At 59.4% G+C, this 11983-nt stretch carries 7 protein-coding genes and 3 tRNA genes; 6 read left to right on the top strand and 4 right to left on the bottom strand.

The window, feature by feature from the left end; genetic code table 11:
- Window positions 1-2 precede the first annotated feature (2 nt).
- Window positions 3-78 (top strand) — tRNA-Gly (locus ACOYNB_RS12265).
- A gap of 126 nt (window positions 79-204) precedes the next feature.
- Here the strand turns inward: ACOYNB_RS12265 and ACOYNB_RS12260 are convergent.
- Window positions 205-293, bottom strand: a tRNA-Leu gene (locus tag ACOYNB_RS12260).
- A gap of 178 nt (window positions 294-471) precedes the next feature.
- Here ACOYNB_RS12260 and ACOYNB_RS12255 point away from each other — a divergent pair.
- From ACOYNB_RS12255 to ACOYNB_RS12235, 5 genes are all read left to right on the top strand, one after another.
- Window positions 472-547 (top strand) — tRNA-Gly (locus ACOYNB_RS12255).
- Between the two features lie 175 nt (window positions 548-722).
- Window positions 723-3014 carry a type I secretion system permease/ATPase gene (locus tag ACOYNB_RS12250; RefSeq protein WP_422839331.1) on the top strand — a complete coding sequence of 764 codons (2292 nt, stop codon included), beginning with the start codon at window positions 723-725 and terminating at the stop codon, window positions 3012-3014.
- 2 nt (window positions 3015-3016) lie between these two features.
- The gene (locus ACOYNB_RS12245; RefSeq protein ID WP_422839330.1) at window positions 3017-4246 is read left to right on the top strand and encodes an HlyD family type I secretion periplasmic adaptor subunit; all 1230 of its coding nucleotides are present in this window, start codon (window positions 3017-3019) and stop codon (window positions 4244-4246) included.
- An 8-nt stretch (window positions 4247-4254) separates the two neighbouring features.
- Window positions 4255-5661 carry a TolC family protein gene (locus tag ACOYNB_RS12240; RefSeq protein ID WP_422839329.1) on the top strand — a complete coding sequence of 469 codons (1407 nt, stop codon included), beginning with the start codon at window positions 4255-4257 and terminating at the stop codon, window positions 5659-5661.
- A gap of 2 nt (window positions 5662-5663) precedes the next feature.
- Window positions 5664-6755 carry a hypothetical protein gene (locus ACOYNB_RS12235; protein WP_422839328.1) on the top strand — a complete coding sequence of 364 codons (1092 nt, stop codon included), beginning with the start codon at window positions 5664-5666 and terminating at the stop codon, window positions 6753-6755.
- 13 nt (window positions 6756-6768) lie between these two features.
- Here ACOYNB_RS12235 and ACOYNB_RS12230 read toward each other — a convergent pair whose 3' ends face one another.
- The 3 genes from ACOYNB_RS12230 to ACOYNB_RS12220 are packed head-to-tail and all read right to left on the bottom strand — an operon-like array spanning window position 6769 to window position 11804.
- Window positions 6769-8742 (bottom strand): FkbM family methyltransferase, encoded by a 1974-nt coding sequence (locus tag ACOYNB_RS12230; protein ID WP_422839327.1) that lies wholly within the window; start codon window positions 8740-8742, stop codon window positions 6769-6771.
- A gap of 23 nt (window positions 8743-8765) precedes the next feature.
- Window positions 8766-9887 (bottom strand): O-fucosyltransferase family protein, encoded by a 1122-nt coding sequence (locus ACOYNB_RS12225; protein ID WP_422839326.1) that lies wholly within the window; start codon window positions 9885-9887, stop codon window positions 8766-8768.
- Window positions 9888-9896: 9 nt separating this feature from the next.
- Window positions 9897-11804, bottom strand: coding sequence for a tetratricopeptide repeat protein (locus tag ACOYNB_RS12220; protein WP_422839325.1), 1908 nt, complete (start codon window positions 11802-11804; stop codon window positions 9897-9899).
- Window positions 11805-11983 lie beyond the last annotated feature (179 nt).

The raw sequence follows: 11983 nt of genomic DNA, 5'->3' as shown, positions 1-11983 counted from the left end.
ACGCGGGATTAGCTCAGTTGGTAGAGCGATACCTTGCCAAGGTATAGGTCGAGAGTTCGAGCCTCTTATCCCGCTCCACTCCAAAAGGGAGTCTACGAAAGTAGACTCCCTTTTCCGTTTGGGACACCTGGATGGTAGGTGTCGCATGCGTGAGGCGTAAAAAAACCACCCGAGGGTGGTTGGCTGTGTGCGAGATCGCTGTGTTGGTGCCCCGGACCCGACTCGAACGGGCACGACGTTTTAGCGTCGGCGGATTTTAAGTCCGCTGTGTCTACCGATTTCACCACCAGGGCTTGCGGGCGTGAGTGTACTGCCTGCGCCTCCGGTTTGCCGGTTCGGCCAGGGCGGAGTGGTCTGGCTGATGCGAATAAAAAACAACAGTAGTTTGCAAGCGGCTCAGAAAATGGTGCATAATTAAATTCTTCGCTGATGACGCGCCAACGACATCACGGCAAACAAGCCAAGCGATATGCGGGATTAGCTCAGTTGGTAGAGCGATACCTTGCCAAGGTATAGGTCGAGAGTTCGAGCCTCTTATCCCGCTCCAATTTTAAAAGGAAGCACAGCAATGTGCTTCCTTTTTTCATTTCCGGGGCTATCTGGCGTTCATGGGCGTCAGAGCAAGAAATAGCCTGCCTTCGTGGTGCTTTTGGCGCTTAAGTTGTAGGCAAGGCCTCTCTAGTATCGGGGTGCGTCGATGTAACTTGGCGCAGGAGCCCCCATTGGACAACCCCTACGAACTGCCGGAGCAAGAACCCCAGTTGGCTGAATTCATGCCAACTGAGGAGCCTATTGCTGCGCCAGAGCGCAACGATGGGGATCCGTTGCTCGAAGCCGTGTTGTGGCTGTGTCGTCATCATGGTGTGGACCGTTCGGAACAGTCCCTCATGGAAGGGCAGGCCGTGCAGGGCATCCTGACGCCAGATCAGGCGCTGAAGGTGCTTAAGCAGGCCGGGTTCAGTGCAACGTTGGTCAGGCGTTCGCCAGGCAAGATTTTGTCGCTGCTGATGCCAGTCATCATGCTGCTCAAGAACGGGGATGCTTGCATTGTGATGCGCCGCTTGAGCGCGCGCAGCAAGCGATCTGGCGAAGATCGCTATGAAGTGATCATGCCGGGGGCGGATGAGGAAGTGGTCACGGCCACCGAAGATGAGTTGATGTCCGAGTATTCGGGCTACACCATCATTGCCGCACTCAAGCCGGGCATGCGGGCCAATAAGGCGGCTGTGGAGGAGGAATCCGGGCACTGGCTTTGGGACACGCTGAAGCGGTTCGTTCCGTATTACCGGTCAGCCATGTTGGCAGCGTTGCTGAGCAACATCTTGATGATCGTGACGGGCTTGTTCACGTCGGTGGTGTATGACCGTGTGATCCCGAACAAGGCTTTTGTGACCTTGTGGTCGCTTGGTGCGGGCACCTTGATTGCGATTGCTTTTGATTTGGCCGCACGCCAGTTGCGCAGTTATTTGATTGATGCGGCGGGCAAGAAAGCCGACATCGCCTTGGGGAGTCTGATCTTCCGGCAAGCGATGGGCATCAAGCTGGAACACCGACCGGAGTCGGCTGGAGCCTTTGCGCATCGTCTGGCACAGATCGAGGTGGTGCGGGATTTTTCGACCTCGGCCACGATTTCTGCGTTGACGGATCTGCCGTTCATTTTCTTGTTTGTGCTGGTGACCTGGCTGGTCGCGGGGCCCATGGTCTTGGTGCTCTTGATCACGGTTCCGTTGGTTTTGGGCTTGACGTGGGTGATTCAGGGCATCTTGCGCCGCTATACCCGCGCCAACATGAACCAGCAGGCCGAACTGCATGGCGTGCTGATCGAATCGGTAGAGGGCTTGGAGGATGTACGCGCAGCCGGTGCGCAAGGGCATTTCATCCAACGCTATGAGGATGCCAGTGCCGTGGCCGCCATGTCGGCGCTGCGTACGCGCTCGATGGCAAGCTGGGTGAACAACTTTGCCATGGTGGCGCAGCAGTTGATCACGGTGGTGATGCTGCTGTGGGGCGTCCATTTGATCGACGCGGGTCAACTGACTGGGGGCGCACTGATCGCCGCGGTGATGTTTGGTGGCCGGGCCATTGCGCCGTTGGGGAGCGTGGTGAACCTGGCTTCTCGTTACCAGAGTGCCAAGGCGGCCTTGCTGTCGCTGGATCAACTGATGAAGTTGCCGACTGAGCGGGATTTGAGCAAACGTTACCTCGCACGTCCGAAGCTGCAAGGGCAATTGGCACTGCATGACGTGCGCTTCGCGTACCCGAAGGGCACGCAGGAGCATGCGCCCATGGTGCTAAAGGGTGTGAGCCTGAACATCAAGGCCGGCGAACGGGTGGCGTTGTTGGGCAAGATCGGAAGTGGCAAGTCGACAATTCTGCGCTTGCTCGGGGGCCTGTATCAACCAGGTGATGGCTTCGTCGAGATTGATGGCATCGACTTGCGCCAGATTGATCCCGCAGATTTCCGCGCTCATGTTGGCTTTGTGTCTCAAGAGCCGCGCTTGTTCCAGGGGACTTTGCGCGATAACGTCATGCTGGGTCGGGCGAACGCGGATGTGGCGCATTTCCTGGACGTGGCAAAGTTGACGGGGCTGGACAAGATTGCCGCGGCGCATCCGCTGGGTTACGACCTGCCTGTGGGTGAGGGTGGCAGCTTGCTGTCGGGTGGTCAGCGGCAGCTCGTTGCGCTGGCTCGCTGTCTGGTCACGCACCCGCAGATCTTGCTGCTGGATGAACCGACCAGTTCGATGGATGCGCAGGCTGAAACCAGCTTCATCAAGCATCTCAAGACGGCAGTGGGTGATCGCACCTTGGTGGTGGTGACGCACCGGCCGGCGCTGTTGGACGTGGTCGATCGCGTGATCGTGGTAGATGGTGGCCGTATCTTGGCCGATGGGCCCAAGGCCGCCGTGCTGGCCGCTCTGGCTGGTCAGCGTCCCCCCACAGGGCCGACGCCCGTGCCATCGAATCCGGCACAACCTGTGGTCCCGCAGGCAGCAGTTCCTGGAGCGGCTTGATCATGCCCAGTCGTGAAGATCGAGTCAGCGGACGGTATGTGAAAGGTGATGGTGCCTTTCTGTCTGGTTTGAAAGAGGCTGAGCTGGCCGAAATCTCTCCCAGCGCCTCGTGGGCCATTTATCTGATGCTGTTGGCGGTCATCATCACGATCGTGTGGGCGGCGCTGGCCCGCGTGGATGAAGTGACGCGTGTCGATGGCAAGGTGGTGCCAGACGGACGGGAGCAAAACATTGCCAGCCTGGAGGGCGGGATTTTGCGTAGCCTCGCCGTGCGAGAAGGTGCACTGGTTGAGAAGGGGCAAGAGCTTTTGCAACTGGATCCTACCCGTGTCGAGGCGCAGCAGAACGAAGGCGTGGCCAAGCGGCTTGCGCTGAAAGCGACGCTGGCGCGGCTGGAAGCCGAATCGACAGGGCGTGCCCTGAAGTTTCCACCAGACGTGACGGCGGACCAGGAATTGGTGAATGGCGAGACGGAGGTTTACAACGCGCGCCGTCGCGCTTTGGATGAGGGCGTGGGGGCCATTCGGCGTAGCTTGAGCTTGCTGAATCGCGAAGTGTTCATGTCAGAACGCATGTCGGCAAAGGGCCTGATCTCTGAGGTAGAAGTGATGCGGTTGCATCGTCAGGCCAATGACATGCAGTTGCAGATTCAGGAGCGTGTCAATCGCTTCCGTCAGGATGCCAGTACGGAGTTGGTACGGGTTCGCTCCGAGTTGGCCCAGCTGGAAGAGCAGATTGTGGTCAAGCATGATGTGTTGCAACGGACGACTTTGTATTCGCCCGTCAGAGGGTTGGTGAAGAACATCAAGTTGGGAACGGTTGGTGGTGTGGTACCGGGGGGCGCGACGATCATGGAGATCGTGCCCGTTGGGGACCGGGTGTTGGTCGAGGCGCGGATCAAGCCTGCTGACATCGGTTTTGTGCGTGTGGGGCTGCCTGCTGAGGTCAAGCTGAGCGCCTACGACTACTACACCTACGGCGGTTTGAAGGGAACGGTGGAATACATCAGCCCAGATGCGCTGGGTGAAGAATCGAAAACAGCGGCACAAGACAATACTTATTACCGCGCTCTCATTCGCTCAGAAGTGTCTACCCTTAAGGCCAAGGGAAAACCGTTGAGCGTGATGCCGGGGATGACGGCCACGATCGAAATTCGCACCGGAGAACGTTCGGTGCTTCAGTTCCTGCTCAAGCCAGTGCTGAAGTCTCAGGAAGCTTTCCGGGAAAGGTGAATGACACCATGAGATCGACCACATTGTTCATGCGTACATTGATGTTGGCGGGCGTGCTGAGCGTCGCGGCAACATCAGCCTATTCGGCCTGTGCGGACGACATCGCGCCTCAACCCGAAAAGGGCTCGTGGAAGTCGCCGAAGGCCCGAGCGGTGGCCCCAGCAGACAGCGCCACGGGGGAAGGGGCCACGGCGGAGGTTTTGACGCCGCAGGCGCAGTTGCAGTTGATCGCACGTGAAGCGGCCAAGCGCAGTGCTTTGGTGGGGGCCGCGAAGTTGCTGGCTGACGCAGCCTCGTACGACATTGAAGAGACCCGTGGTGCAGCTCTGCCGCAAATCGGCGTGAATGGCACACTGGGCCCTGCATACAGCCGCTACGCAGGCGAGACCTTGAAGAAGGGGACGCAGATCACGGGGACGTTGAATGTGTCGGGCCTGATTTATGACGGTGGGCGCCTCAATGCGTTGACGCAATACCGGCGAGAGATGGCGGGGGCTGCGCAGTACGGTTTGCAAGCGACCCGTGAGCAGGTGGTGCTCGAAGCCGTTTCCACGGCGTTGGAGCGCAATCGCTATCGCACCCAGGCCAAGGTGTACCAACAGTACGCGCGCAAGATGAGCTGCCTGGTTGAAGCGCTGGAGCAGATTGTGGACGTGGATCGGGGGCGAGCCAGCGAGTTGGTTCAGGCACGCAAGACGCAGGCACAGGCTGAACTCGCACGAGACAATGCACTGACCACCAGTCGTCAGGTTGAGATCCGGCTGCGCAAGCTCGTGGGCGATCAGGCCAATATTGGGGAGGGCATCGCCGGGCCGCTGACGCAGACCATGGAGGCGGGGGAAATCATTCGTCTGCTGGAGCAAAGCAACGAGATGCAGCAGATGCGTCTGCAGGCTGAAGGGGCGATGCGCTACGCAGAGTCGGTCGAAGCTGGGCAAAAACCGCAGGTCAGTTGGGTGGCCAACTCGACAGGCGGTGTGCAGGGGGACACCAAGAGTCTGGCGGTGCAGGGTGGTCTGTCCGTGTCGTACAACTTGTTCAATGGTGGCTCGGACAAGGCCGCATCGGCCGCAGCGGCACGTCGCGCCGAGGCAGCAAGACGTCAGTACGAAGAAACGCTGAACACCAAGACCTCCCGCGCGTTCGAGGTGCAAGAGTTGGCCTCTGGTGCGTTTGATCGTGCGCGGCGCTATGTCGAAGTGTTGAAGGACAGTGAGCGTGTGCGCAACTCGACGTTTCAGCAGTGGTCTCAACTGGGAAAGCGTTCGTTGTTTGATGTGATGTCCGCTGAAGGCGATCACTTCAATTTGCGTGTAGCCTATGTGAATGCCCTGCATGACGGGTATCAAGCGAATGCTCAGCTGCGGTCCATGGGGGGCGGTTTGATGCGCTGGTTGGGCGTGGAGGAACGCTGAACGTGATCGTCAATGCCTACACCGATCAAGGTTTGTGGCCTGTGCAGCGAGCGGACCAGTTGTCCGCTCGTTTTCATGAGCTCGGACAAAAAGATGTCGTCCGCTGGACGTGGGCACCTGCGCCGGCCACGGTCACGCTGAACTATTTCGCATCGGGACCCGACGAGCTTCTGGCGTCGTTAGAGGGGTTTGAGTATGTGCCCCATGACGAAGTGACCGACTGGGGCGGCGTGGACGTTCTGATCCTGACGGCCCACGGGGCTGACATGGCCGTGCGGGTGATGGAGTATCGGCGTCGACATCCGAAGATGGTGGTGTTGTTGTGGCTGTGGGATAACCACCTGGCCCACATGAACAACCTCAAGACGGTGATGACGTGCGACATGTACTTTGCATCACATGCGTACGACAGCGCTTATCTGAACAACCTGTCATGCCCGGAAGGCATGCACGTGCCGGCTTGCTCGGCGCAGTGGACGGTTCAGGAAGCCCGCGAGTTATTAAGTGAACTGTCGGGCGTAACGCGTTCCAGTCAGCTGCTGCTGAATTACGTCGACTATAAGTTTTCCTGGCGTTCGGAGTTGCTGGCCAAGTTGCGTGCCGAGCTGGATCAGGCGGACAGCCTGTTGATGCCTTCACATGATCGGGGGCGGTATTTCGGGAAATCGAGTAAGGAGCGTTTGGCTGAGTGGGTCGGACACAAGGCGACCTTGATCTTGCCGGTTCAGCGTGACTTGTCGACTCGCGTGTTTGATGCGCTGTTGGCGGGCCTGGTGGTCATTGCGCCGCGCATGATTGCTGATTTCGACGTGGTTTTTCCACCAGAGGTTCAAGAGCGACTCGGCATGGTGCGCATTGATGATTTCGAGATGCCCACCATTCGCGCGGCGATTGAACAAGCCAATGCCAACTTCGACCGATTGGGTGAGGCCGGTGTGAAAGCGCGCTCCGACTTCATTTTGGAAGGGCACATGCTGAGCCACCGCATGCATGCCATGTTGCGTGCATTGCGCATGGCATGTGCGGGCCGCTTGGCGGTGCGTCTCACAGGCAGTGAGCACTTGCCGCTGGGCTTGCGCTTTGTGACCGCCTGATGGGCGGCTTGACTCAGGTGCCCGCGTAGCGTTGCAGGTAGGCCTGAACGGCCGTATCGGCCAGTGACTGGTCGTAAGGTGTGACGGCCAGGATGTCGATGTAGTACATCGAGCGGGTGGCTTGTTGTCGACCTTGGCGCCAGATGTAGTCCAGCACCTGGTGAATGTCTTGCGCATGTTTGGCGCAAAACATGGGGTTGCCGAAGTTGTCAAATAGCCAGAACCCGCTGTAGCCCTGCATAAAGAGTGTGTTGACGCAGGCTTTGTAGGCGTCCAGTTGGTCAGCGTTGCTGACTTGGCACTCAAAGAACAGAACTGGCTTGGCGCTGGCAATCAGCTGCTCGGCCGAGCCGAGAACATCGTGGTCGAACCCGTCCACGTCGGACTTGAGCAGACGCACGTTGCCGATGTGAGCACCCAGCACCTGCTGTGAAATGTCGTCTAGCGGGATGCTGTGATGGACATCTGTAGTCGGAGTTTGTGCATCAGGGGCAGAGACTTGCTGCGCATGTTTACTGCCCCCGCCGCCGGCCAGCACTGCACTGTGGCCGCTTCGTCCCACCAGAGACTTCACCAGGTCAATGCGCGCACGTGGGTGCGCATGCTGGATGTGCAGGGCGTTGTGCTGGAGGTAGTTGAAAAAGGTGGTGTCAGGCTCGACGCACAGATAGTGCAGGGTGGGGTTGGCATCGAACATGGCTGCCAGCGTGTCTCCGCAGTTTGCGCCCACGTCAATGGCGACACTGTGTGCGGGCAGCTGCGATGCCAGGACCGGCAGGAAGCGGTCGTAAAGGCGGTGGTCGCGCTGATATTGGGCCAGCAAGTGATCGGCAGGCAGCGCAAACGAATAGCCTTGGCCGCGGATGACCTGATCGGTGTCGCGAAGTTTGACGGGGAGGCTCGGTGAAGCCTCTGTTGTGAGACTGGCGGCTGACTGCAGGGCCTGCGCCAAGCCCTTGGCCATGGTGCCCCACTTGAAGGCCTTCGCTTGTTGCAGCCCTCGCGCCACCATGGCTGAACGCACGACTTCATGCTGTACGGCACGCAGGTGCTGAGCCATTTGTGTGGCGGCCGTGTCATCCAGATGGACGTACAGCGGTGCGTTGCCGCCCACTTCTGGCAAGGACGCGACGTCGGTGCAGATGACGGGGCATGCACAGGCCATGGCTTCGAGCACGGGCAAGCCAAAGCCTTCGTACCGAGAAGGGTAGACCAGTGCCGAGGCCCCGCTGTAAGCCGCGATCATGTCCTGATCGCTCAGGATGGTGACCCGGATGTCGGCTGAGCCCGCCAGCGCCTTGAAGTCGGGCTCCAGTTCGCCGCCGCCGGTGCAGAAGATGGTGTAGCGGACACGCTCGTCGCCCAACTGTGAGAATGCTTCGAAAAAGAGCCGGGCGTTCTTGTAGTCAGTGCGGGTGCCGGACAGCAGGAAATAGGGGCGCGTGAGATCAAACTTGCTTCGGAAGGCCTGAATCTGCTCGGTCGACGCGGGTGAAAAATCGCAACCGTTGTGGGTGACCGCAACAGGAAGCTCTGGCCTTCCCAAGTGCGCACGCAGATCTTTGGCAGTGTTGTGAGATACCGCTGCAAACGTGCGTGCATAAGCCATGGCGCCTTGCTTTTGGCGCCACATGGGTTCGGTCAGATCCCACTTCAGAACTTCAGGAATCATGTCGTGCACCAGCATCAGGGATGGTGTGTGCAGCGGATAGGTGTAGTACGTGGAAACGAACACATCGGCTTGATGCAGGTCGCAGATGCGTTGCAGCAAGGCCCGGTCACCGTCGAGGTCGCCATAGTTGAACGCGGGGGCAGCCACGATGGTGAGCCCAGGGATACGCGGCAGAGTGTGGGCACGGTCCACCACGATCACGTTTTGCGCAAAGCCCGAGGCGATCCAGTGCTGGAAGACGTGCGTCCAGACGCGTGCGATGCCGGATCGCCCGATCTGGAAGAAGACACCATCCACAACGATCCGAGTGTTCATGAAGCGTTTCTCCAGCCTGATGCTTACCAGTCGTGCAGAGACAGGTCGATCTGTTCCAGAAAGTCTGGACCCAGCAGGAAGTAAGTGCCTTTGCCCCAGTCCTTGAGGTGGCGAATGCCTGTGGAGACGTTGGAGCCGCCATTGCCCAGGAAGAAGTCGCACTGGCCTGCCAACCAGGCATCGAGGATCACCTGCACGCCGATTTCGGTGCCGGGGTGCCCTTCAAGGTGCACGCCGGTTTGCGCTTGTCCACGCTGGCAAGGGAGGCTGAGCACCCGGCCTTTCCAGCGGGCCTGGTACTCGTCGACCACCGATGTGCTGTCCGTGAGCAGGAAGAGGTTGAGGCTGGGGTTGACGTCCAGGATGCGTTGGATGCGGTCGTGATACAGACCGTTGATGGCATCAAGGTTGCCCATTTCGAGCACCTTGTCAGTGCCACGCACGTGAACGGCGAGCCAGTTGTGCGCACCCATGTACTTTTGCCAGATCGAGTCAACCAACTGCGTGAGTTCGGGGCGCAGGTGGATGTATTTCTGGAAGAGCTGTCGATAGATCTGAATGCGGCCGAGGCCGCTGAGCGGATGCCCTTCAGGAATCCAGTGCAGCAGATCGTTGATCTTGGTGTGGTAGTCGGAAACGACCACTTCCTCGTCCCTGGCCAGGAGGTACAAGCCGCTGAGTCGGGAGCCGGGACCCGTCCACTTGGCCACATCTTCTTGCTGAAGATTCTGAGCTTGCCATTTGGGCGGGTAGTAGCGCTGACCTTCTCGGGTGAGGTCGGTCCACTTGGCGTCGGAGACGGGGCGGAAGAAGCTTTCAAAGGCATTGACAGTGTTGGCGTCTCTGAACAGGCTGTTCTTGCCCCAATAGACCACCGGGGTGCGATGGGTGAGCTCGGCGACCAACAAGCTGCCGAGCACGTGATCCAGATCGGACCAGAAGCCAAAGCCCCATGCCTTGATCAGCAAGTAGCGTGGGGCATCGCTGCTGTATTGGCCCATGCGTGAGAGGCCCAGCGTTTCGTAGATGCGGCGGAGCAGGGCAATGGGGGCCTGGTCATCCGGGTGCGCCTTGATTTGCAGCCGGCACAACATGTCCGCCTTTTGATAGTTGCCACGATCGAAGGCGGCTTGTGCGAGGTCCATGCTCATGGCTCATTGCCCCAGTTCATCGCGGACTGAGCCCAGCTGGCTTTGACGCCACATGGCGACATAGATGGCCTCCAGATTGCGGCAGAAGCGCTCGGTGTCGAACAGCGGCGTGTTGTGGCGCTGTTGTGCCAGGTGGCGTTTGACATCGGCCAAGGTCTCGGGCTGGGTCGCCAGCTTGAGGGCCAGTGCCTCGTAGTCGGCCAGGCTGTGCGTGATGAGGTCGGGCATGCCGATGGTGGTCAGCAGGCTGCCTGCAACGCGCGAAGGAAAGGACTGGCCCATGTAGGTCACGACCGGCAGGCCCGCCATCAGTGCATCGGCAGCAGTGGTGTGCGCGTTGTAGGGGTGCGTGTCCAGGAACATGTCCGCCTGACGGTAGCGCGCCAGGTGGTCCTCCACGCGCGGGACGCGCTTGGCGAAGACCAGGCGAGACGGATCGATGCCATGTGCTTGGGCATGCGCACACAGGTTGCGTTGGGACAGTTCGTTACGCGACATCAGCCACAACACGCTGCCAGGGACTTGCTGGAGCAGGCGCATCCACACGGCGAACACATGTGGCGAGATTTTGTAGTCGTGGTTGAACGAGCAGAACACCACGCCATGCTCTGGCAGTCCGCACTCTTCGCGCGTAGGGGTGCGTTCGGCGATCTGGATGCTGACATCGGTGGGCAGGTACGAGTCAGGCAGGTAAACCACCTTTTCATCGTAGTAGCCCTGGTGATCGGGCGGGATCACATGCCGGTCGGCGATGATGTAGTCGATGTAACTGGTGCCGAGCGTGCCAGGGTAGCCCAGGTAGTTGGCCTGAACCGGGGCAGGGCGGTACGAGAATACATCGGTGCGCGAGTCAGAGGTGTAGCCCGCGAGGTCGATGGCCACGTCGATTTCCATGTCACGCATGAGCTGCGCAATCTGGGGAGTGCTCATGGTGCGGGCGTCGATGAAGTGGTCGAACGCCTTGAGCATGCGCCCCCGCAGGCGGCTTTGGTCGTCGATGCCCAGAGAAATCGCGACGGTTTCAAATCGACTGCGATCGTGGCTTTCAAAAATACCGGCCATCAGGTGGCACACCGGGTGCTCGCGCAGGTCGGGTGACACGTAGGCAACACGGATGCGTTGGTGGTTGTAGCGCTCGCCATTCCACAGTTTGCGAGTGGCCGGTGGAAATTTGTGTTCGGCAAAGATGCGCGCGCACTGCAGATGGTCTGCCGCCGAATCGTTGATGGCCATGAAGCCCAGGGACTTGCAGGTGCGCTGGTGGGCCCGGACCCCATCGATGATGTTGCGAGCCGTGTTGTCGAAATCGGTCCAGTCGCAGATGTGCATGCGCTCGTAGCAGAGCAGCCCCAGCCCGTAGTCGTAACGGGGGTTGATGCTCAGCAGTCGCTGGAACATGCCGATGGCTTGTTCACTGCGCTTGAATTCGGTCAGCAGGATGGCGCAGTTGCCCAAGGCAGTTTCGTAATCCGGATTGATTTCCAGAACCTTGTTGAAACGCTCGAGTGCGGCGAGATGCTGGTGGCTTTCGCGCAGGATGGTACCGCTGTTGATGAGGGCTTCAACGTAATCGGGTTTGACGGCCAACGCCTTGTCATAAGCCGCGAGGGCCGCGTCGCGCTGACCCGTGGCGTGCAGTGCCGAGGCGTAGGCACCCCACAACTGCGCAAAGTGGGGCGCGACCCTGGTGCCGTGTTCCAGAACCTGCATGGCCTGATCCCAGTCTGCCCGCTTGAGGAGGATTACGGCCAGAGAGTAGAGCGCGACCGGATCGTTCGGGTGTGCTGCCAGAAACTGCCGGAACATTGATTCGGCGCCGTCATCTTGTCCCTGACCTTGCAGGGTGACTGCCTGAACCAGGAAATTTTGATCAAGGACGGCCTCAGAAACAGGGGCGTTAGGCGCTGTCATCGTTGTCATATTCCGAAATGAGTATCCGACGGATGGGATTCAGCCGATCTTTCACATGGTGCATCAAACCTGAAAACCTGTTCACCTAAAAAAAGGCGTGAGCACATCACAGTTCAGGGCCTTTGTTGCTGAGATGTTAAAAATCTGCTCAAGCTGGCAACAGTGTGACCGATATGCCG

The organism is Aquabacterium sp. (genome assembly GCF_049317225.1).
In the GTDB taxonomy this organism is placed as follows: Bacteria; Pseudomonadota; Gammaproteobacteria; order Burkholderiales; family Burkholderiaceae_C; genus Aquabacterium.
Note: the sequence above shows the minus strand (reverse complement) of the source record. Positions and strands in the feature narration are given on the sequence as shown.

Coding starts and splice junctions, on each gene's coding strand:
- ACOYNB_RS12245 (WP_422839330.1), top strand. CDS start 3,017: ATGCCCAGTCGTGAAGATCGAGTCAGCGGACGGTATGTGAAAGGTGAT.
- ACOYNB_RS12240 (WP_422839329.1), top strand. CDS start 4,255: ATGAGATCGACCACATTGTTCATGCGTACATTGATGTTGGCGGGCGTG.
- ACOYNB_RS12230 (WP_422839327.1), bottom strand. CDS start 8,742: ATGAACACTCGGATCGTTGTGGATGGTGTCTTCTTCCAGATCGGGCGA.
- ACOYNB_RS12225 (WP_422839326.1), bottom strand. CDS start 9,887: ATGGACCTCGCACAAGCCGCCTTCGATCGTGGCAACTATCAAAAGGCG.
- ACOYNB_RS12220 (WP_422839325.1), bottom strand. CDS start 11,804: ATGACAGCGCCTAACGCCCCTGTTTCTGAGGCCGTCCTTGATCAAAAT.